Here is a 25176-nt window from a genome sequence, read left to right as displayed (position 1 = left end):
TGCGGAACCGCTAATGGGAGAATCTGGCGCATGAGCGCCTCGCGACGTGAAGCCCCGGACCGAAATCTCGCCCTCGAGCTTGTGCGGGTGACCGAGGCGGGAGCCATGGCGGCGGGGCGTTGGGTCGGCCGCGGCGACAAAGAGGGCGGCGACGGCGCGGCTGTCGACGCGATGCGCGAGCTCGTGAACTCCGTGTCGATGCGCGGCGTCGTCGTCATCGGCGAGGGTGAGAAGGACAACGCGCCGATGCTCTACAACGGCGAAGAGGTCGGCAACGGAGACGGGCCGGACTGCGACTTCGCCGTCGACCCCGTCGATGGAACCACGCTGATGAGCAAGGGCATGCCGAACGCCATCTCGGTGCTCGCAGTGGCCGAGCGCGGAGCGATGTTCGACCCGTCAGCGGTGTTCTACATGCACAAGATCGCCGTCGGCCCGGACGCCGCCGACGTCATCGACATCGAGGCGCCGATCGCGGAGAACATCAAGGCCGTCGCCGCCGTGAAGAAGTCCAGCGTCCGCGACCTCACCGTCTGCATCCTTGACCGCCCGCGCCACACGCAGCTGATGGCCGAGGTCCGCGAGGCCGGCGCCCGCATCCGGCTGATCTCCGACGGCGACGTCGCGGGCGCCATCGCCGCGTGCCGTCCCGGTTCCGGAACCGACATGCTCGTCGGAATCGGCGGCACCCCCGAGGGCATCATCGCCGCCGCGGCGATCCGCTGTATGGGCGGCGCCATCCAGGCCAAGCTCGCCCCCACCGACGACGACGAACGCCAGAAGGCCATCGACCGCGGCTACGACCTGGACCGGGTGCTCACCACCGAAGACCTGGTCTCCGGCGAGAACGTCTTCTTCTCGGCCACCGGCGTCACCGACGGCGACCTGCTCAAGGGCGTCCAGTACTCGGGCGGCGGGGCCACCACCCAGTCGATCGTCATGCGGTCGAAGTCGGGCACGGTCCGCATGATCGAGGCCTACCACCGGCTCGCCAAGCTCAACGAGTACTCCGCCGTCGATTTCACCGGCGACTCCAGCGCTGCGTACCCCTTGCCGTAAAAAACACCCGCCATCTAAGACAGGGAGCCAAGTGGCCGACAAAGAGGTCGAATACCGCATCGAGCACGACACCATGGGCGAGGTCCGGGTGCCGAAGGACGCACTCTGGCGCGCCCAGACACAACGTGCGGTGGAGAACTTCCCCATCTCGTTCCGCCCGCTGGAGCGCACCCAGATCCGCGCGATGGGTCTACTCAAGGGTGCCTGCGCTCAGGTGAACAAGGATCTCGGCCTGCTGGCGCCGGAGAAGGCGGACGCCATCATCGCCGCCGCCGCCGAGATCGCCGACGGCCTGCACGACGACCAGTTCCCGATCGACGTCTTCCAGACCGGGTCGGGCACCAGCTCCAACATGAACGCCAACGAGGTCATCGCGTCGATCGCCGCGGCCAACGGCGTCACGATCCACCCCAACGACGACGTGAACATGTCGCAGAGCTCCAACGACACGTTCCCGACGGCCACCCACATCGCCGCCACCGAAGCAGCTGTGCGCCACCTGATCCCGGCGCTCGAGGTGCTCCACGAATCTCTCGCGGGCAAGGCCCGCCAGTGGCGGACCACGGTGAAGTCCGGCCGCACACACCTGATGGACGCCGTGCCGGTCACCCTCGGCCAGGAGTTCGGCGGCTACGCCCGCCAGGTCCAGGCCGGCATCGAACGCGTGAAGGCGACGCTCCCCCGCCTCGGTGAGCTCGCGATCGGCGGTACCGCCGTCGGCACCGGGCTCAATGCGCCGGACGGGTTCGGTGCGAAGGTCGTCGACGTCCTCGTCGACCAGACCGGCATCGCCGAATTGCGCACCGCCACGGATTCTTTCGAAGCTCAGGCCGCTCGCGACGGATTGGTCGAGGCATCGGGCGCGCTGAAGACGATCGCGGTATCGCTGACGAAGATCGCCAACGATATCCGTTGGATGGGTTCGGGCCCGCTGACCGGTCTGGGCGAGCTTCAGCTGCCCGACCTGCAGCCAGGCAGCTCGATCATGCCGGGCAAGGTCAACCCCGTCCTTCCCGAGGCGGTCACGCAGGTCGCCGCGCAGGTCATCGGCAACGACGCGGCCGTCACCGTCGGTGGCCTGTCGGGCGCGTTCGAGCTCAACGTCTACATCCCGATGATGGCGCGCAACGTGCTGGAGTCGTTCACGCTGCTGTCCAACGTGTCGAAGCTGTTCGCCGCCAAGTGCATCGACGGCCTGGTCGCCAACGAAGAGCATCTGCGTGAGCTGGCCGAGTCGTCCCCGTCGATCGTGACGCCGCTGAACTCGGCGATCGGCTACGAGGAAGCGGCCAAGGTCGCCAAGCAGGCCCTCAAGGAGAAGAAGACGATCCGGCAGACGGTCATCGACCGTGGTCTGATCGGCGACAAGCTCTCCGAGGAGGAACTCGACAAGCGCCTCGACGTGCTGGCGATGGCGAAGGTGAAGCCGGGCGACCAATAGCCGCGCACTGAGTCCGATTTCGTATCGGGAGATCTGCCAATCGCCTGACGAATCGTCAAGACAGGCAGAAGATTAGGGCAACCTTCTAATTCTCAGGTACAAAAACAGGAGTTGCGGTGACCGCTACCCTTGAGCCTTCGTCGGCTGCTGCCCTCGTCACGACAGCCACCAGTGCGCCGGCCCTGAAAACCGGTTTTGTCATGCTGGGACTGGCGTCCTTGGTGGACCTTTCGAAAGCGAGACATGGCTGGGGCGCCGACCGGGTGCTCGCGGCTTCGGGCGCGGCGGCCGCGGGGTGGTTCTTCGTCGAGGGCTGCCGCCGCCACTAGCCCGTCACGCCCGTTCGCGGCTGCCGTAGAGGCTGCCGGGAGCGCGCGGGCCGAGGAGTTGCGAGACGGTCACCAGGTGGTAGCCGTCCGCCTCGAGTTCGGGGACGACGCGGCTCATCAGGTCGACGGTCGACGCGAAGATGTCGTGCAGCAGCACCACGGTGTGCGGCCGGATCTGCGTCATCAGGGCGTCCCGGGTGGCGGCGGTGTTCGTCTCGTTCCGGTAGTCGAACGGGTTGATGTCCCAACTGATCCCCGCGAGACCCTGTCGGTCGGCCTCGGCCAGGATCGCGTCGTCGATCGCCCCGAACGGGGCACGCATCAGCGTCGGCCGCCGACCCGTCGCCGCCTGGATCGCGTCGGTCGCCCGACTCCATTGCGTCGCGACCTCGGACGGAGGCAGCGTCGTCAGGTCGGGGTGCGACCACGTGTGGTTGCCGATCTCCATGCCCGCCTGGGCAATCCGCCGCGCGGCCGCCGGATCGGCCGCCACCTTGTCGCCGCGCAGGAAGAACGTGGCGGCTGCGCCGTTGGCCTGCAGTATCTGCAGCAGCCGGTCGGTGTCGGGTGCGGGCCCGTCGTCGAACGTCAACGCCACGCACTTGACCCGCGAGCAGTCGACGAGGTCAGCGCCGGCAACCGGCACCGGCACACCCAACACCAACGCAAGGACCACGAGCGATTTCGGCGTGCGCAGTCGCGCTGACCGCGACCGAGCACGCCGAAATCGCTTCGTCATGGCAGGGCGTTCGGGCTGATCTCCTCGAGCATCTCGGTGACCAGAGCCGCGATCGGCGACCGCTCACTGCGCAGCAGCGTGATGTGCGCGAACAGCGGATGGCCCTTCAGCTTCTCGATCACCGCGGCAACACCGTCATGGCGACCGACACGGAGGTTGTCCCGTTGCGCCACATCGTGGGTCAGCACGACACGCGAGCCGGCGCCGAGCCGCGACAACACCGTCAGCAGCACGTTGCGCTCCAGCGACTGGGCCTCGTCGACGATCACGAACGAGTCGTGCAGGGACCGGCCGCGGATGTGGGTCAGCGGCAGCACTTCGAGCATGCCGCGCGAGAGCACCTCTTCCAGGACGGCCGGGCTGGCCAGACCTTCCAGGGTGTCGAACACGGCCTGAGCCCACGGGCCCATCTTCTCGCTCTCGCTGCCGGGCAGGTAGCCGAGATCCTGGCCGCCGACGGCGTAGAGCGGACGGAAGACGACGACCTTGCGCTGCGTGCGACGCTCCAGAACGGCTTCCAGACCGGCGCACAGGGCGAGCGCCGATTTGCCGGTGCCCGCCTTGCCGCCGAGCGACACGATGCCGACCGATTCGTCGAGCAGCAGATCGAGGGCGACGCGTTGTTCGGCTGACCTTCCCCGGAGGCCGAACACTTCGCGGTCACCGCGGACCAGCTGCACCTTCTTGTCGGGGTTGACGCGGCCCAGAGCGTGAGAGTTGCTGCCCAGCAAGCGAACTCCGGTGTGGCACGGGAGATCGCGGGCGGACTCGAGGTCGATCTCGCCTTCGGCGAACAGCGTGTCGATGTCCTCGCTGGGCACCTCGACCTCGGCCATGCCGGTCCAGCCGGACGTCACGACATCCTGGGCGTGGTACTCGTCGGCATGCAAGCCGACGGCACCGGCCTTGACGCGCAGCGGGATGTCCTTGGAAACCAGCGTGACGTGTTTGCCCTCTGCGGCGAGGTTGGCAGCGACGGTGAGGATGCGGGCGTCGTTGCTGTCGTTGCGGAACCCGGCGGGCAGCACCGTGGGGTCGCTGTGGTTGAGCTCGACGGTAAGCGTGCCGCCTTGTGTCCCAACAGGAATCGGCTGATCCAGTCGTCCGTGTTCCAGGCGTAGATCATCGAACATCCGCAGAGACTGGCGGGCGAACCAACCCAACTCATGGTGGTGGCGTTTAGCCTCCAGTTCGCTGATGACCACCAGTGGAACCACGACTTCGTGTTCGGCGAACCGCGTGATCGCCCAGGGATCGGACAACAACACGGAGGTATCGAGCACGTAGGTCCGAAGCGAATCAGTCACGTAGCGCTCCTTGAGGCTGCGCGTGTTCGTGCGGCCCCACACGAGCTACTCGGTGGACACACAAGCGGTCTCAGGACCGGGGCCGGTCCTTTCGAAACTGGACCGCCCGGACAGCAGAGCATGTCGCTAGCCATCGGGAATGACGCTACTCCCGGTGCAGCAATCGCGCCTTCTCGGCGCGCCGTGTCCGAAAGACGCGTGCGTTACGAGCCGGTGAACTGTGCCAGACGGGGCTCGTCCGCGAGACCCCACGCGGCGATCCGGTCGGCGATGACTTTGCTCAGCTGATCGCGGTCGAAGATGCCCGCGGCGGCGACGTTGGCCACCCTGTCCTGGTAGGCGTCGATGTCCCCGCCGACGACGTCGAGACCGGCGGCACGGCTCGCGATGGCGTCGATGGTCTCGTCGCGCGCATAGGTCAGGCAGTGGCCGACGAGGTTGGCGAAGAACTCCTCGTGACGCTCCTCGTCGTTGGCGATCCGTCCGATCAGGCCCTTGAGCACCGGCTCGGAGATCTGCGCTTCGAGGTTGCGGCAGAAGACCGCGTGCGCCCGCTCCCACATCGCCATGAAGGCCAGCGTCTCGATCTGGCTGTAACTGTCGGCGCGGTAGCCCTTCATCACGTGTTCGACGCGGACGTCCTCGTTCGCGGACGGGTCGACCTCACGAGTGACCACGAGGTAGTTGCGCAACGCGACCGCGTGCAGATGCTCTTCGGCGGTCCAGCGTCCCATCCAACGGCCCCACTTGGCTTCGAGGAGGAAGTGCTCGACGAACTCGCGGTGGAATCCGGCGAGGTTGTCCTTCGTGATCAGCAAGATCTCGAGCGCGTCGGTGACGTGCCTGGGCAGGGTCACCTGCGATGCGTCCCAGTCGCGGCCCCCGAGGAACGCGAAGTTCTCACCCTGGTCGAACGGCACGTAGTCGTGGGCGAACCAGATCTCCTCGGTGTCGAGGTGGCGCCGGAGTTCCTCCTGCACGACGGGCTCGAGTTCGAGGGTCAACGCATTAGCGACAGGTTTCTGTGCCATGCGGTTACAGTAACCCAATTCTGTGGGAATCGTAAAATTCCGATTCCGACACGCCGCGGCCTCGGCTAGAGCGTCAGCCCTGGATACAGCGGGTTCGCGTCGAGCAACTCCGAAGCCGCCGCATGCACCCGAGCAGCCACCCCGTCGGCGATCGCGTACTTGGCCTTCGACGGCCCGTTCGGCCCCGCCGTCGGCTGCGTGTTCGACAGCACCTCGACGACCAGCTCGGCGACGCGGTCGAAATCGTCGGCGCCGAAGCCGCGGGTGGTCAGCGCGGGCGAGCCGAAACGGATGCCGCTGGTGTACCAGGCGCCGTTGGGGTCGGCGGGGATCGCGTTGCGGTTGGTGACGATGCCGGCGTCCAGCAGCGCCGATTCGGCCTGACGGCCGGTCAGCCCGAACGACGTCACATCCAGAAGCACGAGATGGTTGTCGGTGCCACCGGTGACCAGCCCGGCATCACGCTTGACGAAGCCGTCCGCCAACGATTGCGCATTGTCGGCGACCGCCTGGGCGTACTGCTGGAACGCGGGCTGGCGGGCCTCGGCCAGCGCGACGGCCTTGGCGGCCATCACGTGCGACAGCGGACCGCCGAGCACCATCGGGCACCCCTTGTCGACCGCGGGTGCGTACTCCTCGGTGGCCAGGATCAGGCCACCGCGCGGGCCTCGCAGCGACTTGTGGGTCGTCGTCGTCGTGACGTGCGCGTGCGGCACCGGATCCTCGTCGCCGGTGAACACCTTGCCGGCCACCAGACCGGCGAAGTGCGCCATGTCGACCATCAGCGTCGCGCCGACCTCATCGGCGATCTCGCGCATCTTCGCGAAGTTCACCCGCCGCGGATACGCCGAGTAGCCCGCGACGAGCACCAGCGGCTTGAACTCGCGCGCCGCGGCGGCGACGGCGTCGTAGTCGATGAAGCCCGTGGTCGGGTCCGTTCCGTACTGGCGCTGGTGGAACATCTTGCCCGAGATGTTGGGCCGGAAGCCGTGCGTCAGGTGCCCGCCGGTGTCCAGCGACATGCCCAGCAGGCGCTGGTTGCCGAGCTTGGCGCGCAGGCTCTCCCAGTCGGCTTCGGAGAGGTCGTTGACGTGCTTAGCGCCCAGTTCGGCCAGGCCCGGAGCCTCCACCTTGGTGGCCAGGATCGCCCAGTACGCGACCAGGTTCGCGTCGATTCCCGAGTGCGGCTGTGCGTAGGCGTAGGGCGCCCCGAACAGTTCCCGGGCATGCTCGGCGGCGAGCGCTTCGACGGTGTCGACGTTCTGGCAGGCCGCGTAGAACCGGTGCCCGACGGTGCCTTCGGCGTACTTGTCGGAGAACCAGGTGCCCATCGTCAGCAGGACGGCAGGTGACGCGTAATTCTCGCTGGCGATCAGCTTCAGCGAATCCCGTTGATCGGCAAGCTCTTTGCGCGTGGCGTCGGCGATGCGTGGCTCGACGGACTCGATCACCCGCAGCGCGGCCTGGTAGGCCTCGCTCGCGGTGGCGGCGTACTCGGCACCGTGGCCGGAGGCAGACGTTGCAGTCATGCCTGCGAGCCTAAACGTTCAGGCGGCACGCAGTGACGACGGGATCAGCGGCTCGTCGAGGAGCGTCCCGAACCGTTGCGTCAATGTCACACCGTCGGGCCGGGCGTCCAGCCAGCCGCGCAGCAGGCGGTACCCCTCCACATAGGTGCTCGTGTAGGCCCGCCACAACGGCGACGACAAGAACCGCAGCGATTGGCGCGCCCGCTCGTCGCTGGTGAGCAGCCACGTCTTCAGGAAGTCGGCGACGTCGTCGGCGCTGCGGTGCTCATCGTGCAGCATCAGCGCCGCATCCTGGCGGACGTCGGCCAACGCTGCCGTCGCCTCCGAGATCGCCTCGGCGCGTTCGCCGTCGAAGCGCAGCCCGAGGTCGGCGTAGATGTCGGAGGCCCAACTCCCCCACCCCGGACCCACCGCCGCATACAGCGCCAGATCGGCCAGCCCCTCGGCCATCAGGCACTGCGGGGTGTTGACGAGGAAGATCGTCTGCTCGCCGTGGCCCTTGCCCTCGACGAGACCGGCCTCTTTCCGGCAGTGCTCGGTGTGGTGGCCGGGATAGGACTCGTGGGCGACCAGCCGGGGCAGGTTCGACATCTGCTGCTTGAGATCGGCGTTGACGGCGACCGTCGACTGGTAGTCGCCCTTGTAGTAGTTGAAGCCCGACCACGGCTTGTCGGTGACGACCTCGTAGGTGATGGTCTCGCGCTCGGGCAGCGGAAACGTGGCACGTACCTTGTCGCGCAGCGCGCTGGAGAACGCGTGGATGGCCTCTTCCAGCCGGGCGGGCGGGATTTCCTCGGCGGTGCGGTGGGCTTGGATCCGCTCGGCCAGCGGACCCGTCCCGCCGAGCGCAGCGTCGAGCTTGGCGTGCGCCTCCCGGTAACGCTCCGGGTCGCCCTTGCTGATCCGGACGTCGAAGTAGGCCTCGACCTCGTCGACGAAACCCACCTCCTCGCCGGCGAACTTGCGGCCCGCGCAGGCGAGCGCGCGCAGGTGGGAGCCGACGAACGCCGCGCGCGGCTCCTCCAGCCCGGCGGGCAGCTCGGAGAGCAGACGCTCGGCCTGACGCACCAGATCGGCGGGGTCGGGCTGAGGTTCGGCGGCCACCTCGCGCTTGAGTGCAGGGTCACCGGTGAACGAATCGACGTAGCCTTCCTCGACCCTGTCGAAGCGCAAGCCGAGCAACAGGTATTCACGGATCAGGGTGCCGGGCTCCATATGTAACAAGCTAACTGCAAGACTGTGCCCATGGCGCGGCTGAGCGAACCCAGCCCCTACGTGGAGTTCGACCGGGCTCAGTGGCGGGCTCTGCGGATGTCGACGCCGCTGAAACTCACCGAGGACGAGCTCGTCCGGCTGCGGGGCCTCGGCGAGAAGATCGATCTTCTCGAGGTCGAAGAGGTCTACCTGCCGCTGGCGCGGCTGATCCACCTCCAGGTGGCGGCGCGTCAGGCGCTGTTCGCGACGACCGCGCACTTCCTGGGCGACTCCAGCGGCGAACCGAGCCAGAACCCTGATCGCCCTGTGCCGTTCGTCATCGGCGTGGCGGGCAGCGTGGCCGTGGGCAAGTCGACGACGGCCCGCGTGCTGCAGGCGCTGCTGGCCCGCTGGGAACACCACCCGCGCGTCGACCTCGTCACCACCGACGGCTTCCTGTATTCGAACTCGGAGCTGAGCCGTCGGAACTTGATGCACCGCAAGGGTTTTCCCGAGAGTTATGACCGCAGGGGGTTGATGCGGTTCGTCACGGCGGTGAAGTCGGGTGCCGACGTGGCGTGCGCGCCGGTGTACTCACATCTGCTCTACGACATCGTTCCGGGCGAGAAGCAGATCATCGAGCACCCCGACATCCTGATCCTCGAAGGCCTCAACGTGCTGCAGACGGGTCCGGCGCTGATGGTGTCGGACCTGTTCGACTTCTCCGTCTACGTCGACGCGCGCATCGAGGACATCGAGAACTGGTACATCTCCCGCTTCCTGTCGATGCGCGCGGGCGCGTTCGCCGATCCGGCGTCGCACTTCCACCACTACTCGACGCTGACCGACGAGCAGGCGGTCTTCGCCGCACGCGACATCTGGCATTCGATCAACCGGCCCAACCTGATCGACAACATCCTGCCGACCCGGCCGCGCGCAACGCTGGTGCTGCGCAAGGACTCCGACCACTCCATCAACCGGCTGCGCCTGCGCAAGCTCTGACGACGACCGTCGACTTGTTGCGCGGATTTCGGTGAAATCGCGACAACAAGTCGACGGTGTCGGGCGCTAGATGCGGCGCAGCCCGATGTACTGCACGGTGCCGATCACCGCGGTGTAGAGCGCCCCTCCGAGGAACAGGGCGATGCCCCACGTCGTCAGCGGCCAGATGCCCGACGCTTCGGCAGCCACGAAGCCGACGGTGAACAGCGCGTTCATGGCAATGGTGGCGATACCGCCGGGCTTGACGTGGTCGCGGCCGGCGAGCCAGTAGACGACGACGCCGTAGACGAGGAAGAACACGCCGAGCCCGTATTCGACAGCCACCGGAGCACCGGTCACCGACGACAGCCAGTCGGCGGCGGCGACGAACGGGATGCCGGTGATGCCGACGAGCACGGCGTCGAGGCGCATCGCGTAACGAAGCAATCCACTCCTGGCATCGGTGGCGGGTGCGGTAATTGCGGTCATCGTGCGTTCCTTTCGGGGGGTGATGGGTTTCGACCGGTGCCGGAGTCGGCGCCCCGGCCTCTCAGGACGACGACTCCGGACCAGTCATGCGGGGGTGCGGCGCACCCCGAGGTACTGCAGGTAGGCGAAGCCCACCGTGACGGCGGTGAACGCGACGGTCGCCGCGACACCGAAGGGGGTCAGAGGAAGCCAACCTGCCGCGAGGACACCAGCGACGGCCGCGGTGAAGGCCACATTCCCGGCGAGCACGGCCAACCCGACGCGACGGATGTCACGAAGCCGGGCGGCGCAGTAGAGCAGCGCACCGTAGGCGACGAGCGCGGCACCGGCGATCCACTCGGCCGTCGCGGTCAGGCCGGACAACCGTGCCAGAGGGTCGGCAGCCATTGCGACGAACAACCCGAGACCTGCGCACAGCGTGGCGTCGGCGCGCATCGCGAAGCGCAGCAGCTGCGTGTCGCTGTGTGTTGCCGGTCGGTGCCGGGTGGTGATGGCGGTCATGTCACCTACGGTCCGCAGCGGGCACTGCCAGATCCACACCGGACACTGCCAGTTACTGCCAGGCGCAGGTCAGAGCACTGTGACGAGGTTGCTTCGAAGGTCGATGGCGATGACGCGTGCAGCGGCGTTCTGCCAGTTGTGCAAGGACCGCTGCGGCACCTCGGTGACGAACCACTGCCACGCCTGCCGGGCCAGCGGGTCGAGTCCGGCGGCCGTCGCGTTCTGCGCGTAGGCGCGCACGCCGACGACGTACGGGAAGTACAGCGAGTTGTAGTGACGCCACTGCTCGGTGGTCCCGAAGTCGGCACCGTCGCGGGGCTTGAGACCGGCGATGCGTTCGGCCAGCAGCGCACGCAGCTCGTTGGCGCGTTCTGTCGGCTGGTCCGGAGCGCCACGCAGCGCCAGACGGTCGTCGATGACAGGCAGCGCGGTCAGCGGGCTCGCGACGAGCTTGGACAGATCGCCGTAGTGGCCGAGTGCCCGGCGGGTGACCCGCACGAACGTGTCTTCGTCCATCCCGTCGAGCGGGCTCGCCGAACGCAGAGGCAGTGCTGCCTCCGTGCTGCGCAGCGCGGCGCGGTCGGCGCGCAGATCAGGCGACCGCGAGAACGCGAGGCGGTCGAGCAGCCCGGCCAGCGGATCGGCGAGCACGTTGATCGCGATCGCGATGCCCAGGCTGGTGAACAGCAGGACGGCCAGGGTGGTGGTCTGCCCGGCCACGGCGAGCGCGATGAGCAGCTGCCCGCCGAACAGGACGGCGACGACCGACGTGCCGATGAACGAGCGCAGCATGTCGTTGCGCAGCGCCTGGCCTTCGTCGAACGCGTCACCGATCGCGACTGCGATACCGAGCAGCGCGACGTCGAAGCCGGTCGACGCCAGCGCCAGCCAGCTGGGCACCAGGCCGAGCGGGATGATGAGGATGGCGTTGCCGAGTGCGAAGAACAGCGTGGCGATCACGATGAAACGCACCACCGGACGCGGCTGGGATCGCCGGACCGCCGCGTGGATCATCGCCCCGAGCGACGGCACCGACACCGCCGCGAGCATCACCCAGTGCCCGAGCCGCAACGGACCCTCGACATCACCGGCCATCGCCGCGCCGAGGAACGCGACGACCGCCACGCACGCCACCAGGCCGGCTTCGCCGGCGCGGCTGCGCCACGTGTCGCGGGGCCGGGACAACTCCAACAGCACCGCGAACCACGCGATACCCGGCACGGCGACCAGGTAGATCTCGAACTGGCTCAGCATTTCCGACCCACTGATCAGCCGCACCGCGTCCAGTGCGACGACCATCGCGAAGCTCGTCAGCCCGGTCGCCGCGAAGACGAGGACGAGCTTGCGGGGATCGCGGGCGAGCAGATACAGCCCCAGCCACCAGCTCAGTGCGAACACCAGCGCGGACAGGGCGACCATGTCAGCGACCGTAGCGTCGGTGCCTGGCGCTGTAGTCGCGAAGCGCTCGCAGGAAGTCCACACGCCGGAACTCCGGCCAGTAGGCCTCGGTGAACCACATCTCCGAATACGCGCTCTGCCACAGCAGGAAGCCCGAGAGCCGCTGCTCCCCCGACGTGCGGATCACCAGATCCGGGTCGGGCTGGCCGGAGGTGTACAGGTTCTCCGAGATCGCCTCGGCGGTGACGGCTTCGATCAGCTTGTCGCCGCTGACACCGTTGGCGAGCTCCTTGCCGAGCAGGGCGCGGACCGCGTCGACGATCTCCTGGCGTCCGCCGTATCCGACGGCGACGTTGACATGAAACGCACCTGCAGGAGCCACGGAACCCGTCGAGCTCACCGCGTTGCGCAGTCGGCGGGCGGGTTCCTCGCCGATCAGCTCCAGGTCGCCGACGGTGCGCACACTCCACTGGTTGGCCGGTGCGCAGATCTCCTCGACGACGTCGGTGATGATGTCGATCAGTGAGCTGAGTTCGTCCGGATCGCGCTGGAGGTTCTCGGTGGACAGCAGGTACACCGTCGCCATCTCGATGCCGGCTTCCTGGCACCAGCGCAGCATCTCGGCGATCTTGCTGGCACCGACGCGGTACCCGTAGGCGACGTCGTCGTGGCCTGTCTCCCGAGCCCAGCGCCGGTTGCCGTCACACAGCACGGCGATGTGTCGCGGGAGGTCGGAGCGTGCAGGAATGAGCCCCTGGCGCAGCCGCATCTCGTAGAGCCGGTACATCGGCTCCTTGAGTCGCCGCGGAATGAGGTCCACGATATTCAAGACTACTGTGGCGCGAGGAAGCCCAAAGGCCAGTCAGCGGAGGTGAAATGCCGACATCGCTCGAACCTTGGTACACAGCCGATTCGCCGGGGAAGCCTCGGCCGGCGGAAGACCTTCCCGAGGCGGTCGCCGAAGGTGTTGCCCAGTTCCTGGGTAAGCCGCGATTGCGCGGCTGGATCCACGTGTATTCGGCGGTCATCGCCGTCATCGCGGGGGCTGCGCTGGTTGCCGTGTCGTGGTCGGTGGAGTCGCTGCGGGCCGGCATCGCCACGTTGATCTACACGTTCACGATTGTGGCGATGTTCACCGTGAGCGGGGTCTATCACCGGGTGAACTGGACATCGGTGAACGCGCGCAAATGGATGAAACGCGCCGACCACTCGATGATCTTCGTGTTCATCGCGGGCAGCTATACGCCGTTCGCGCTGCTGGCGGTGCCCGGCGATGACGGCATGATGCTGTTCTGGATCGTCTGGGGCGGAGCGCTCGCAGGTGTGGCGCTCAAGATGCTGTGGCCGTCATCGCCCCGCTGGCTCGGCGTCCCGCTCTACATCCTGCTGGGCTGGGTGGCGGTGTGGTTCATCGGCCCGATCATGCAGGGCGCCGGCGTGGCGGCCGTGGTTCTGCTGGTCGTCGGCGGTGCCCTGTATTCGATCGGCGGCGTGCTGTACGCGCTGAAGTGGCCGAACCCGTGGCCGACGACGTTCGGGCATCACGAGTTCTTCCACGCGTGCACCGCGGTCGCGGCGATCTGCCACTACATCGCGATGTGGTTCGCCGTCTTCTAGGGATTTCGGCGTGGCTGGTCGCGCTGAGCGCAACTGCGCACGCCGAAACCGCTACAGCTGGGTGATGTTCTGCGGGCCCCAGTAGGCCTTCATCGACGTGATCTGGCTGTCGGCGTTGAACGTCATGACCTCGATCGGCTCGATGCGCATCGCGCCACCGACGGTGATGGCAAAGACGAACGCCGCCTCGGTGCCGCCCGCCCGGAAGTTCAGCAGCTCGGTCTTGATCTCGCCGCCCTCCATCACCTTGTAGAAGCCGGCAATGGCTTGGCGGCCGATGTGCACCTCGCCACCACCGACCGGATCCTCGAGGGTGGCGTCCTCGGCGTAGAGCGCGGCGACGGCTTCGGCGCTGCCGCCGGCAACCGTGTCGAGATAGCGCTGGACGAAACCTTGCAGGACGTCGGGCTCGAAGCTCATGCGCCGCACGCTACACGGATGGCCCCAGGGCGTCAGCGAGTTCCTCGGCCGTCGTGACGGGCAGGTCGCACACCCGCCCGCGGCAGACGTAGGCGGCGTCGAGACCCCGCACCCGAGGCCGGTCGCGAAGGAGTTCCGACGAGTCCATCGCCCCGCCCACGACGACGGCTCCTCCCGGAGCCATCGCGCGGGCGGCGGCCAGCAGTGGGGAATCCGGGCCCTCGCACGCGACGGCGATCTGGATGGGTCCGCGCACAGCCGCCTCGGCGACCGCCAGCCAATGCCCCGCCGAGCGGGGCGCCCGCGCGAGAAGCATTGTGACGCTTGAGAGCGTCGCGTCGGCGCCGGTCGCGTACCGGTTCGCTTCGGGGGCGAGATGAGCCGCCAGCTGCAACGCCTCGGCGATCAGCGATGCGCCGGACGGCGTCGCGCCGTCGGTCGGGTCGGCCGGTCGCAGCACCAGCTGCTCGGCGTCGTCGGCGACGTCAAACCATCGGCCGGGCTCGGCGGGATCGGTGAAATGGTCGAGCGCCAGATCCAGCAATGGGATGGCCGCGTCGAGCCAGCCCGGCGCACCCGTGGCCTGATGCAGAGTCAGCAGCGCCGTCGCCACCGCGGCATGGTCTTCGAGGATCGCCACGCTGTCGCCCACCACGCCGCCGAGGCTGGACCGCCGCAGCCTCCCGTCGACCATGTGCAGGTCGAGCAGAGAATGTGCGCATTCTGTTGCCGCACTGAGATATTCGGGGCGATTCAGAGTGAAGGCCGCTTCGGTCAGCGCGGTGATCGCAAGCCCGTTCCACGCCGCGATCACCTTGTCGTCGCGCGGGGGCTGCGGCCGGTCCCGGCGGGCGGCCCGCAACCCCGACCGCACCCGCTCGTACCGATCCGCGTCGCCCGGGTCGGCCCGCAGCTGGAGCACCGACATCCCGTGCTCGAACGTCCCGCCTGCGGTGACACCCAAAACTGTTGCTGCCCAACGCCCGTCGTCCTTACCGAGCACGTCGACAAGCTGCGCCGGCGTCCAGACGTAGGTCAGCCCTTCGACACCTGTGGTGTCGGCGTCCAGCGATGAGACGAACATCCCGTCGCGGCGAAGATCGTCGAGGAGGAACCGCGCCGTTTCATCGGCGATCCGCAGCGCCAACGGATCTCCGGTGCGACGCGCCCAATGCGCGTAGACCCGCAGCAGCTGCGCGTTGTCGTACAGCATCTTCTCGAAATGCGGTACCACCCACGAGGAGTCGACACTGTAGCGGGCGAAGCCGCCGGCCAGCTGATCGTAGATGCCGCCGCGGGCCATCGCGTCGAGGGCGCGGGCCGCGGTCGCCAGGGACGCCGGCGACCCGGTCCGTTCGTGATGGCGCAGCAACGCCTCGAGAAGAGCGGACGGCGGAAACTTGGGCGCACCGCCAAAGCCGCCGTTGGCGGTGTCCTCATCGCGTAACACGGCTGCCACGGCGTCGTCGCACAGCTCGGGCTGCACCGGGGGGCCGCCGCCGGGCAGACCCGATGCCATCGAGCGCAACTCGCCGGCGATGTTGTCCGACGTCTCCTCCACTTCGGCACGGCGCGTTCGCCACGTCTCGGTGACCGCGGCCAGAAGCTGGAGGAAGCGCGGTTTGGGGTAGTACGTACCGCAGAAGAACGGGCGGCCGTCCGGAGTCAGGAAGCACGTCATCGGCCAGCCACCCTGGCCGGTCATCGCCACGGTGGCGTTCATGTAGACCGCGTCGAGGTCGGGACGCTCCTCGCGGTCGACCTTGATGCACACGAAGTTCTCGTTCGCGACGGCGGCGACTTCGGCATCCTCGAACGACTCGTGGGCCATCACGTGACACCAGTGGCAGGCCGCATACCCGATCGACAACAGGATCGGCACGTCGCGTTGCGCGGCGTGCGCCAGCGCGTCGGAAGACCACTGCTGCCAGTGCACCGGGTTGTCGGCGTGCTGCCTCAGATACGGGCTGGTGGCATCGGCCAGCGCATTGCCGTCAGGGCGACTCACGTTTCGTCCCGTCGGCCGGGTTCTCGGTGGTCACCTCGGGATCGACGTCCGGAGCGCCGTCGGCGGTCGCCTCATCCTTCGCGAACGACTTGGGCAACCGCTTGAGGTGCTTGTTCATCGACCACACCAGCAGGAAGACGGCGATCAGCAGCAGCACGATGATGATGAGCCCGACCGGGCTGGCCTTGCCGAAGTCGGGACCGGTCTGGCGTGGCTCGTCCTGCGCCAGCAGACCCGTCATGAACTCCAGGCCCAGCATCATCGTTTCGTTCACTCGCGTCCTTCTATCCCGGCGAAAAGGTCGGTCTCGGGCAGCTCCACCGGCACGCGCGACCGGGCCAGTTCGAACTCTTCGGTCGGCCAGAGCCGTTGCTGCCATTCCATCGGTGTCGTGAAGAAGAAGCTCTTCGGATCGATCTGTGTGGCGTGTGCCAGCAGAGCCTCGTCACGCTGAGCGAAGTACTTGGAGCACTCGATCCGCGTCGTCACCCGCTTGTCGAGGACGTCGTCCTCGGGGTCCCACTTCTCCAGCCACTTCGCGAACGGTCCCTCTTCGCCGTGCTTGGCGAACTCGTCCTGCAGCACCTGCATCCGCTGCCGCAGGAAGCCGTGGTTGTAGTACAGCTTGTGCACACTCCACGGCTGCCCCGCATCGGGATAGAGAAAATGATCGGCCGCGGCCTCGTAGGCGGCGACCGACACCTGATGACACTTGATGTGGTCGGGGTGCGGATAACCGCCGTTTTCGTCGTAGGTCGTCATGACGTGCGGTTTGAAGTCGCGAATCACCTTGACGAGCGCCTCGGTCGGCTTCTCCAGCGGTTCCAGCGCAAAACAGCCCTCGGGCAGCGGCGGCAGCGGATCACCTTCGGGCAGTCCGGAATCGACGAACCCGAGCCAGTGGTGCTCGACGCCGAGGATCTCGGCGGCGCGGGCCATCTCGTCGATCCGGATCTCGTGGATCCGGCCGTGCACCTCGGGCAGATCCATGGCGGGGTTGAGGATGTCCCCGCGCTCCCCGCCCGTCAGCGTCACGACCATCACCCGAACGCCCTCGTCGACGTAGCGCGCCATCGCCGCGGCACCCTTGCTGGACTCGTCGTCCGGGTGCGCGTGTACGGCCATCAACCGCAGTTCGCTCAAGCTGGTCCTTCTTAGCTGGTCATCTGCTTCGGCACTCACGCATCAGTTCAACCACGTGGGTGGCTTTATAGTTCCAGGTCTAGTAGACCCATCCGACCGACGGGCATGCAAAACGAGATGATCGAGCGTCCCACCGCCCGCTACGGGCGCCAGCGAATGAGCCGGCGCACCGGCCGCCGGATTGCGATCGGGCTGACCGCACTGGTGGTCGTGCTCGGCGTCGTCATCGCCGCCGTCGCATTCAGCCGTCTGGGCTCCAACCCCGTCGAGGGCGAGATGGCCGGCTACAAGCTCATCGACACGAACACCGTCGACGTCACCATCAGCGTGACGCGCGACGATCCGTCGCTGCCGGTGGTGTGCATCGTGCGGGCGAAGTCTCTCGACGGCGACGAATCCGGGCGGCGCGAGGTTCTGGTGCCCCCGTCGGACGCCGTGACGGTGCAGGTCACGACCACCGTGAAGTCGAGTAAACCCGCGGTGATGGGCGACGTCTACGGATGCGGAACCGACGTGCCCGGCTATCTCGTGGAGTCCTAGCGGGCGTCAGCGCAACAAACGCTTGCCTGCGAAATCGTGAAGTTCCGGTGGCCCGCCGGTGGTATGGTGGACCGATACACGGTTCCTGCTGGGGCCGTGTATTGCTGCATTTTGGAGCTCAGAAACGAAGCTCGAGTGCGGCAATACACGCTTGGCAGCGCCCGGCGCCGTGTTTACCGAAACTTCCACACCGTAATGCGCGGAAGCAACGACGACAGGAGCGCGACATGACCGACACCCAGGTCACCTGGCTTACCGAAGATTCCTACGACAGGCTGAATGCCGAACTCGGCCAGCTGATCGCCAACCGCCCCGTCATCGCCGCCGAGATCAACGATCGACGCGAAGAGGGCGACCTGCGCGAGAACGGCGGCTACCACGCCGCCCGCGAGCAGCAGGGCCAGGAAGAAGCCCGCATCCGCCAGCTGCAGGAGCTGCTGAACAACGCCAAGGTCGGCGAGGCCCCCAAGCAGTCGGGTATCGCACTGCCCGGATCGGTCGTCAAGGTCTACTACGACGACGACGAGAAGGACAGCGAGACGTTCCTGATCGGCACCCGTGAGCAGGGCGTCAGCGACGGCAAGCTCGAGGTCTACTCCCCCAATTCACCGCTCGGTGGCGCCCTGATCGACGCCAAGGTCGGCGAGTCGCGGTCCTACACCGTGCCCAGCGGCAGCACCGTCAAGGTGACGCTGGTCAGCGCCGAGCCCTACCACAACTGATTCGGCAGGCCCGGTGACGCCGGGCTAGTCTCTGCCGCATGGCCCAGATCGCAGAGGACCTGTTTCTGCTGCTCCTGGACAACGCTTCTGCCGAGCCTGCTCTCGACAGCGCGCGCCGCGACCACGTGCTGGCCGCAGCATCGCTGCTCGATCTGGCGCTGGCATGCCGCGTCCGTCCCGCCGTCGACGGTGAGCCGGTCCAGCCCGGCCGCCTGGTCGCGCTCGACGCGGCAGGACCCGTCGATCCGGTGGTGGCTCCGGCGTTCGAGCTGCTGCAGACCAAGCCGCTGCGTCCGGACGCCGCGATCAAGAGACTGGCCAGGGACACCCAGGACCGGCTCGTCGCACACCTGGAACAGTCCGGTGAGATCCGCTCGACCACCAAGCGGGCCAAGCTGTTGCGCCGGACCCGCGCGTTTCCGCTGACCGATCGTGAGCGCGTCGCCTCGGCCCGTGCCGCGTTGATGGCGGCGCTGTTCGACCGCAAGCCGCCCGCACCGGCGACGGCCGCGATCATCACCGTGCTGCACGCCGTCGACGGTCTCGGTGCGCTACTGAGCCTCAACGACCGCGGCTGGCGCTGGGTCCATGCTCGTGCCGGCGAAATCGCCAGTGGCAGTTGGGTTGACGAATCACCGACAGCACTGCCAGAGGTGAATCTAGCGGTCACCGCGTCCGCGGTCCGGCAGGCGCTGACGCAGCTGTCCTAGCGGGCGCCGAGCGCCTGTTCGACGTCGCCGAGAAGGTCCGCGACGTCCTCGATGCCGACAGACAGCCGCACCAGGTCGTCGGGCACCTCCAGCTGCGAACCCGCCGTCGACGCGTGCGTCATCGCACCGGGGTACTCGATCAGCGACTCGACCCCGCCGAGTGACTCCGCGAGGATGAAAATGTCTGTGCGGGCACAGAAGTCACGGGCCGCCTGAGGCCCACCCTTGAGCCGCACCGACACCATCCCGCCGAAACCACTCATCTGTTTGGCGGCGACCTCGTGCCCCGGATGCGACGGCAGCCCGGGGTACAGCACGGAGGCGACGGCGGGATGGCCATCGAGGAATTGCGCTATCGCGGCGGCATTTTCACTGTGTCGCTGCATCCGCAGCGGCAACGTCTTGAGGCCGCGGATCGTCAGGTAGGCATCGAAGGGCCCCGGCACCGCGCCCGCGCCGTTCTGCAGGAACGCGAAGGCCTCGTCGAGGGCCTCGTCGTTGGTGAGCAGAGCTCCCCCGACGACGTCGGAGTGCCCGCCGATGTACTTCGTCGTCGAATGCAGCACGATGTCGGCACCCAGCGACAGCGGCTGCTGCAGTGCCGGCGAGGCAAACGTGTTGTCCACCAACACCTTCGCGTTCTTTTCGACACCGATGGCGGAGATCTCCGCGATGTCGGCGATGGACAGCAGCGGGTTGGTCGGCGTCTCGATCCAGATGAGTTTGGTGAGATGGGTGACGGCCGCGCGCACATGATCGAGGTTCGACAGCGCGACGGCCGTGTAGCTGATTCCCCACTGGCTGAAGACCTTGTCGATGAGCCGGAATGTGCCGCCGTAGGCGTCGTCGGGGATCACGACATGGTCGCCGGGACGCAGCACCGCCCGCAGTACGCAGTCGGTGGCCGCCATGCCGGAGCTGAACGCACGGCCGTAAGACGCTCCCTCGACCGCGGCGAGCGACGATTCCAGGACTGCCCGCGTGGGGTTTCCGGTGCGTGCGTACTCGAATCCTCCGCGCAGCCCGCCGACACCGTCCTGGGCGAACGTCGAGCTCGCATAGATGGGGGCGTTGACGGCGCCGGTGGCAGGGTCAGGCCGGAAGCCTGCATGAATGGCCTTGGTGGCGTGACCGTAGGCGCGGTAGTGGTCGGCTGCGCTGCGCTTCTCACTCATACAACCAAGGCTAGCGGTGTAGAACTTGGTCATGTCTACCGCTGCGACCACATCGATCGAAACCCTTCTCGACCTCGACTCCCTGCTGAGTGAGGAGGACCGCGACCTGCGCACGATGGTCCGCGAGTTCGGCGAGCAGCGGCTGCGTCCGCACATCGCCGAGTGGTTCGAGTCCGGGGAGGTCCCTGTCCGCGAGCTCGCCGTCGAGATCGGCAAGCTCGGGTTGCTCGGCATGCACCTGACGGGCTACGGCTGCGGCGGGTCGACAGCGACGGCCTACGGCCTGGTGTGCCAGGAGCTGGAGGCCGTCGACAGCGGGCTGCGCAGCCTGGTGTCGGTGCAGGGCTCGCTGGCCATGTTCGCCATCCACCACTGGGGCAGCGAGGAGCAGCGGGAGCAGTGGCTACCCGGCATGGCGGCGGGTGAACTGATCGGCTGCTTCGGCCTGACCGAACCCGACTTCGGATCGAATCCGGGCGGGATGCGGACCACGGCGCGCCGCGACGGCTCGGACTGGATCCTCAACGGCTCCAAGATGTGGATCACGAACGCGTCGGTCGCCGATGTCGCGATCGTGTGGGCGCGCGCCGACGAGGGTGTCGTTGGGTTCGCGGTACCGACGTCGACGCCGGGATTCTCGGCCAGGGCGATGACCCACAAGATGTCGTTGCGGGCATCGGTGACATCGGAGTTCAGCCTTGACGACGTGCGGTTGCCCGACGACGCGAAACTTCCCGGCGCGCGCGGTCTTTCCGGCCCGCTGGCCTGTCTGTCGGAGGCGCGGTTCGGGATCGTGTTCGGGGCCGTCGGCGCGGCGCGAGACTGCCTGGAGGCGACGCTGGACTACGTCGGCACCCGCGAAGTGTTCGACAAGCCGCTGGCGGGATACCAACTCACACAGGCGAAGATCGCCGACATGGCGGTCGAACTGGGCAAAGCGCAGCTGCTCGCACTACATCTGGGCCGGCTCAAGGACGGCGGACGTATCCGCCCCGAGCAGGTCAGCGTCGGCAAGCTCAACAATGTCCGCGAGGCCATCAAGATCGCCCGCCAGTGCCGAACCCTGTTGGGCGCCAACGGGATCACCCTCGAGTATCCGGTGCTGCGGCACGCCAACAATCTGGAGTCGGTGCTCACGTACGAGGGCACGTCCGAGGTACATCAGTTGGTGATCGGCGAGGCCTTGACCGGGGTGAGCGCGTTCCGCTAGCGCACCGGCACGCACACCGTGCCCATCAACTTGTCCGCCAGCGTCTGTCGTTTCGCGTCCCACAGCGGGAAGAGGAAGCCGATGCCGCAGCACACCGCGTCGACGAGGTGAACGACCTGACGCAGCACCGACGCCCCGAATCCGACGGGTTGCCAGGTCCTTTCGCTGACCACCCGGAAACCCATCACCGACTTGCCGAAGCTTGAGCCGGTGCGCCCCTGGCGGTAGCCGAAGTTCCACGCGACATAGGACACGGTGAACAGGACCACCAGGACCGCTGCGACCGCACCCGCCGAGGAATGGGTCGCCGTGCAGGACACTCCGCCGTTGTCGTAGGTCACACACTCGGTGGGTGCACTACCGATGGCGACCACATCCCAGACGATCCAGGCGACGAACACCGGGGTCGCATCGATCACCGATGCCCCGAGTCGCGTCAACCATCGCGTGTACCTCAACGCTGCGCAGGCGTCGGAAATGGCGGCCGCACAACACAATGTCGGCGTGCCCGAAGGATCGAGCACGCCGACATCAGTGTCAAAACGCTACGGGGTCGCAGGTGCGACAAATCCGCCGTTGAGTTTCCGGTAGGCGAACACCAGCATCAGCGCCGCGACCGGTCCCGCGACCAGAATGCCGATGCCGCACAGCAGCAAGCCGACGATGACGATCGCCGCCACCGCCAGCGCTGTCAGCAAGGCGGGGCCGATGTTGTTCTTCGTCGTCTCGAAGCTCGACTTGATGGCGTCGATCGGCGACAGGTTGCGGTCGAGAACCGCGATCGTCGTGAACAGGAACAGGAAGCTGGCGATGATTCCGGGCACGAAGCACAAGAAGTAGCCGATGGTCGTGACGACACCGGTGATCAAGCTGGCGATGACGACGTTGCCGACGTTGCGGGGCTTGAAGAACGACCCGATGCTCACCTGTTGCCCGTTGGCGATGTCGAAGATGCCGCCGTAGTAGGCCGATTGGATCGCGCCCATCACGAGCAGTGTGAGGAACCAGCCGACGATCGACACGAGGATCCCGGCGAAGCCGGTGGCCGCGTACGAGAACGACAGACCGCTGTCGTCGGCGACATAGCTGGTGTCGCCGGGCGAGACCAGCATCTGGACGACGTTGACGATGCCCTGCAGCGCGGCCACGACCACGGCGAAGACCAACGTCGCGACGATGAGCGGAACTGCGTTCTTGCTGAACTTGTTCCAGGCCCAGCCGAACGCCTCACCGACGTTGTAGGCGGGCGGGCCCATCGGAGGGTAGCCACCGCCGGGAGGCGGGAAGCCGCCCTGTGGGCCGCCGAAACCCTGCGGAGGCGGCGGTGGGGCGTAGCCTCCACCTGGAGGCGGGAAACCACCGGGATCCTGAGGCGGGAAGCCACCACCGGGCGGTGGCGGCGGAGGCTGGTAACCACCACCGGGCGGCGGCTGGAAACCACCGCCGGGAGGCGGCGGAGGCGGGTAGCCCCCAGGCGGGGGAGGCGGATAGCCGCCGGGCGGTGGATTCTCTGTCATCGATATCTCCTGATCTCGATCGCGGTCACAGCGGTACGCAGACCGTCCCCATTATCTTGTCTGCAAAGGTCTGACGCTTGGTGTCCCACAGCGGGAACAGGTATCCGACGTAGCAGATCGCACTGTCGACGGCGTGGACCACCTGGCGGACTGTCGAAAGCCCGAAACCAATTGGCCCCCAAGTCTTCCCGCTCACTACTTGAAATTTCATGACCGACTTGCCGATGCTGGACCCCGTAGTGCCCTGCCGGTAGCCGTAGTTCCAGATCTGGAAGGTAATCGACAGTGCCACACAGATCAACAGCACCACCCAGCCGGCAACGGTCGCGCCTTGATTCCCGGTGACGCAAACGTCGCCGAAATCGAACTCGGAGGTGTCCGCCATACACACCGTTGCTTCCTTGGACGCTTCGGCGAAGAAGAACACGGCTCCGATGGCCGCGACGAGTCCCGGTGCGAGACTGTCGATCAGCCACGCGATCGCCCGGGTGGGCCACGGCGTGTACGAATCCGCAGAGGGGGCGCCCGTTTGCGGGGGCACGCCCAGTGTCGGTGTCGGCCACGACGAATACCCGATCGGCGGGGTCGGCTGATCTGTCATTGACGCCCCTCCGATCGCACAGAGCTGGGAACAAGCGAGCTAACCCTACCTGAGAGAGGGCTGCGCACAGGGTTTTCGGTGCGCGTTTGCCAGATCTGCGTGGGAGTGTGTCAGCGGCGCGGATTGCCGTCCGACAGATAGCCGAGAAGGTCGTGGCGGGTCAGCACACCGACGGGTTTGCCCTCCTCGACCACCATCACCGCATCGCCTTCGCGCAGTGTTTTGGCGGCAGCGCTGACGAGCTCGCCCGCACCGATCAGCGGCAGCGGCGGACTCATGTGCTGGGACACCGCGTCGGCGAGTTTGGCCCGTCCCTCGAACACCGCGGACACCAACTCGCGCTCGGACACACTGCCTGCCACCTCGCCCGCCATCACCGGCGGCTCAGCTCCGACGACGGGCATCTGGGACACGCCGTATTCACGCAGGATGCCGATCGCGTCGCGCACCGTCTCCGACGGGTGGGTGTGCACGAGGTCGGGCAGCGCGCCCGACTTGCCGCGCAGGATGTCCCCGACGGTGGATTCCTCGACGGAGCCGTCGAGCCTGCTGCGCAGGAACCCGTAGGACGACATCCATCCGTCGTTGAAAATCTTCGACAGGTAACCGCGTCCACCATCCGGCAAGAGCACGACGACGAGCGCATCGGGTCCTTCACGTTCGGCGACCTTGATCGCCCCGACGGCCGCCATCCCACAGGAACCGCCGACCAGCAGCGCCTCCTCGCGCGCGAGCCGACGCGTCATGTCGAACGAGTCCGCGTCGGAGACGGCGATGATCTCGTCCGGAACCGTGGGGTCGTACGCCGACGGCCAGAAGTCTTCGCCGACGCCTTCCACGAGGTAGGGGCGGCCGGTTCCGCCCGAGTACACGGATCCTTCAGGGTCGACGCCGATGATCTTCACCCGGCCACCGGACACCTCCTTGAGGTACCGGCCGGTGCCGGTGATCGTGCCTCCGGTGCCCACACCGGCCACGAAATGGGTGACCTTGCCCTCGGTGTCGGCCCAGATCTCGGGTCCGGTGGTCTCGTAGTGGCTTTCCGGGCCCATCGGGTTCGAGTACTGATCCGGCTTCCACGCGCCGTCGATCTCCTGGACCAGCCGGTTGGACACGCTGTAATAGCTGTCCGGGTCGTCCGGGGCGACGGCAGTCGGGCAGACGACGACGTCCGCGCCGTAGGCACGCAGCACGTTCCGCTTGTCTTCGCTCACCTTGTCGGGGCACACGAAGATGCATTTGTAGCCGCGCTGCTGGGCGACGAGAGCGAGGCCGACGCCGGTGTTTCCCGATGTGGGCTCGACGATGGTGCCGCCCGGCTTGAGCGCCCCGCTGGCCTCGGCGGCGTCGATCATCTTGATCGCGATGCGGTCTTTGGCGCTGCCGCCGGGGTTGAGGTACTCGATTTTGGCAGCCACCGTGCCCGAGCCCGGAGGGACAACCGAGTTCAGTTGCACCAGAGGGGTGTTGCCGATGAGCTCACTGATGTGCCGGGCGATGCGCATGGGTCCATCG

The 25176-nt window shown here is 67.2% G+C and carries 27 protein-coding genes; 9 read left to right on the top strand and 18 right to left on the bottom strand.

All coding sequences use genetic code 11. From position 1 onward, the window contains the following. The first annotated feature begins 30 nt into the window (after nt 1-30). The 3 genes from glpX to P9A17_RS15625 all read left to right on the top strand — a co-directional run bounded on the left by glpX (nt 31) and on the right by P9A17_RS15625 (nt 2829). Complete coding sequence (gene glpX / locus P9A17_RS15635; RefSeq protein WP_278039543.1) at nt 31-1059, top strand: class II fructose-bisphosphatase; 1029 nt, start codon at nt 31-33, stop codon at nt 1057-1059. 31 nt (nt 1060-1090) lie between these two features. Continuing rightward, nucleotides 1091-2500: a class II fumarate hydratase gene (locus P9A17_RS15630; protein WP_278039542.1), complete on the top strand. Its 1410-nt coding sequence runs from the start codon at nt 1091-1093 to the stop codon at nt 2498-2500. A gap of 116 nt (nt 2501-2616) precedes the next feature. After that, nucleotides 2617-2829, top strand: a complete 213-nt coding sequence (locus P9A17_RS15625) for a hypothetical protein (protein WP_278039541.1) — start codon at nt 2617-2619, stop codon at nt 2827-2829. A 4-nt stretch (nt 2830-2833) separates the two neighbouring features. Here P9A17_RS15625 and P9A17_RS15620 read toward each other — a convergent pair whose 3' ends face one another. From P9A17_RS15620 to P9A17_RS15600, 5 genes are all read right to left on the bottom strand, one after another. Further along, entirely contained in the window at nt 2834-3568 is a 735-nt protein-coding gene (locus P9A17_RS15620; RefSeq protein ID WP_278039540.1) for a polysaccharide deacetylase family protein, read from the bottom strand. Further along, nucleotides 3565-4875 (bottom strand): PhoH family protein, encoded by a 1311-nt coding sequence (locus P9A17_RS15615; RefSeq protein WP_278039539.1) that lies wholly within the window; start codon nt 4873-4875, stop codon nt 3565-3567. Before P9A17_RS15615 ends, P9A17_RS15620 begins: the two co-directional genes overlap by 4 nt. Before the next feature lie 203 nt (nt 4876-5078). After that, nucleotides 5079-5906, bottom strand: coding sequence for an acyl-ACP desaturase (locus P9A17_RS15610; RefSeq protein ID WP_278039538.1), 828 nt, complete (start codon nt 5904-5906; stop codon nt 5079-5081). 65 nt (nt 5907-5971) lie between these two features. Beyond that, nucleotides 5972-7435, bottom strand: a complete 1464-nt coding sequence (locus P9A17_RS15605; protein WP_278039537.1) for a glycine hydroxymethyltransferase — start codon at nt 7433-7435, stop codon at nt 5972-5974. A gap of 18 nt (nt 7436-7453) precedes the next feature. Further along, the gene (locus tag P9A17_RS15600; protein ID WP_278039536.1) at nt 7454-8650 is read right to left on the bottom strand and encodes a DUF885 domain-containing protein; all 1197 of its coding nucleotides are present in this window, start codon (nt 8648-8650) and stop codon (nt 7454-7456) included. A 30-nt stretch (nt 8651-8680) separates the two neighbouring features. On the opposite strand from P9A17_RS15600, the gene coaA reads away from it, so the two are divergent. Continuing rightward, on the top strand, nt 8681-9631 hold the full coding sequence (gene coaA / locus P9A17_RS15595) for a type I pantothenate kinase (RefSeq protein ID WP_278039535.1): 951 nt from the start codon (nt 8681-8683) through the stop codon (nt 9629-9631). A 66-nt stretch (nt 9632-9697) separates the two neighbouring features. Here the strand turns inward: coaA and P9A17_RS15590 are convergent, their stop codons facing one another. From P9A17_RS15590 to P9A17_RS15575, 4 genes are all read right to left on the bottom strand, one after another. After that, a complete protein-coding gene (locus P9A17_RS15590) occupies nt 9698-10099 on the bottom strand; it encodes a hypothetical protein (RefSeq protein ID WP_278039534.1) in 402 nt (133 codons plus the stop codon). A gap of 84 nt (nt 10100-10183) precedes the next feature. Then, on the bottom strand, nt 10184-10600 hold the full coding sequence (locus tag P9A17_RS15585) for a hypothetical protein (protein WP_278039533.1): 417 nt from the start codon (nt 10598-10600) through the stop codon (nt 10184-10186). Nucleotides 10601-10669: 69 nt separating this feature from the next. Beyond that, the gene (locus tag P9A17_RS15580; protein ID WP_278039532.1) at nt 10670-12019 is read right to left on the bottom strand and encodes a hypothetical protein; all 1350 of its coding nucleotides are present in this window, start codon (nt 12017-12019) and stop codon (nt 10670-10672) included. Nucleotide 12020: 1 nt separating this feature from the next. Beyond that, nucleotides 12021-12818: a (2Z,6E)-farnesyl diphosphate synthase gene (locus tag P9A17_RS15575; protein ID WP_278039531.1), complete on the bottom strand. Its 798-nt coding sequence runs from the start codon at nt 12816-12818 to the stop codon at nt 12021-12023. Between the two features lie 56 nt (nt 12819-12874). On the opposite strand from P9A17_RS15575, the gene P9A17_RS15570 reads away from it, so the two are divergent. Then, a complete protein-coding gene (locus P9A17_RS15570) occupies nt 12875-13615 on the top strand; it encodes a hemolysin III family protein (protein WP_278039530.1) in 741 nt (246 codons plus the stop codon). Nucleotides 13616-13666: 51 nt separating this feature from the next. Here the strand turns inward: P9A17_RS15570 and P9A17_RS15565 are convergent, their stop codons facing one another. The 4 genes from P9A17_RS15565 to mca are packed head-to-tail and all read right to left on the bottom strand — an operon-like array spanning nt 13667 to nt 17186. Then, the gene (locus tag P9A17_RS15565; protein ID WP_278039529.1) at nt 13667-14035 is read right to left on the bottom strand and encodes a nuclear transport factor 2 family protein; all 369 of its coding nucleotides are present in this window, start codon (nt 14033-14035) and stop codon (nt 13667-13669) included. 10 nt (nt 14036-14045) lie between these two features. Further along, nucleotides 14046-16043, bottom strand: a complete 1998-nt coding sequence (locus P9A17_RS15560) for a thioredoxin domain-containing protein (RefSeq protein WP_278039528.1) — start codon at nt 16041-16043, stop codon at nt 14046-14048. Next, nucleotides 16030-16317, bottom strand: coding sequence for a hypothetical protein (locus P9A17_RS15555; RefSeq protein ID WP_278039527.1), 288 nt, complete (start codon nt 16315-16317; stop codon nt 16030-16032). The genes P9A17_RS15560 and P9A17_RS15555 overlap by 14 nt, the downstream gene beginning before the upstream one ends. Next, on the bottom strand, nt 16314-17186 hold the full coding sequence (gene mca, locus P9A17_RS15550) for a mycothiol conjugate amidase Mca (protein WP_278039526.1): 873 nt from the start codon (nt 17184-17186) through the stop codon (nt 16314-16316). Before mca ends, P9A17_RS15555 begins: the two co-directional genes overlap by 4 nt. Nucleotides 17187-17303: 117 nt before the next feature. Between mca and P9A17_RS15545 the strand changes: the two genes are divergently transcribed. From P9A17_RS15545 to P9A17_RS15535, 3 genes are all read left to right on the top strand, one after another. Next, nucleotides 17304-17726 (top strand): DUF4307 domain-containing protein, encoded by a 423-nt coding sequence (locus P9A17_RS15545; RefSeq protein WP_278039525.1) that lies wholly within the window; start codon nt 17304-17306, stop codon nt 17724-17726. Between the two features lie 227 nt (nt 17727-17953). After that, nucleotides 17954-18448 (top strand): transcription elongation factor GreA, encoded by a 495-nt coding sequence (gene greA, locus P9A17_RS15540; RefSeq protein ID WP_278039524.1) that lies wholly within the window; start codon nt 17954-17956, stop codon nt 18446-18448. A gap of 38 nt (nt 18449-18486) precedes the next feature. Then, a complete protein-coding gene (locus P9A17_RS15535; protein WP_278039523.1) occupies nt 18487-19158 on the top strand; it encodes a GPP34 family phosphoprotein in 672 nt (223 codons plus the stop codon). On the opposite strand, the gene P9A17_RS15530 is transcribed toward P9A17_RS15535, so the two are convergent. Further along, complete coding sequence (locus P9A17_RS15530; protein WP_278039522.1) at nt 19155-20333, bottom strand: cystathionine gamma-synthase; 1179 nt, start codon at nt 20331-20333, stop codon at nt 19155-19157. The genes P9A17_RS15535 and P9A17_RS15530 overlap by 4 nt on opposite strands. Before the next feature lie 31 nt (nt 20334-20364). On the opposite strand from P9A17_RS15530, the gene P9A17_RS15525 reads away from it, so the two are divergent. Beyond that, nucleotides 20365-21543 (top strand): acyl-CoA dehydrogenase family protein, encoded by a 1179-nt coding sequence (locus P9A17_RS15525; RefSeq protein WP_278039521.1) that lies wholly within the window; start codon nt 20365-20367, stop codon nt 21541-21543. Here P9A17_RS15525 and P9A17_RS15520 read toward each other — a convergent pair. The 4 genes from P9A17_RS15520 to P9A17_RS15505 all read right to left on the bottom strand — a co-directional run bounded on the left by P9A17_RS15520 (nt 21540) and on the right by P9A17_RS15505 (nt 25166). Then, nucleotides 21540-21983, bottom strand: coding sequence for an RDD family protein (locus P9A17_RS15520; protein ID WP_278039520.1), 444 nt, complete (start codon nt 21981-21983; stop codon nt 21540-21542). The genes P9A17_RS15525 and P9A17_RS15520 overlap by 4 nt on opposite strands. Before the next feature lie 105 nt (nt 21984-22088). Further along, nucleotides 22089-23060 (bottom strand): hypothetical protein, encoded by a 972-nt coding sequence (locus P9A17_RS15515; protein WP_278039519.1) that lies wholly within the window; start codon nt 23058-23060, stop codon nt 22089-22091. Nucleotides 23061-23085: 25 nt separating this feature from the next. After that, nucleotides 23086-23661 (bottom strand): RDD family protein, encoded by a 576-nt coding sequence (locus P9A17_RS15510; RefSeq protein WP_278039518.1) that lies wholly within the window; start codon nt 23659-23661, stop codon nt 23086-23088. Between the two features lie 110 nt (nt 23662-23771). Then, complete coding sequence (locus tag P9A17_RS15505) at nt 23772-25166, bottom strand: cystathionine beta-synthase (protein ID WP_278039517.1); 1395 nt, start codon at nt 25164-25166, stop codon at nt 23772-23774. Nucleotides 25167-25176 lie beyond the last annotated feature (10 nt).

The sequence above is a fragment of the Mycobacterium sp. 236(2023) genome, from assembly GCF_029623955.1.
Lineage (GTDB): Bacteria > Actinomycetota > Actinomycetes > Mycobacteriales > Mycobacteriaceae > Mycobacterium.
Note: the sequence above shows the minus strand (reverse complement) of the source record. Positions and strands in the feature narration are given on the sequence as shown.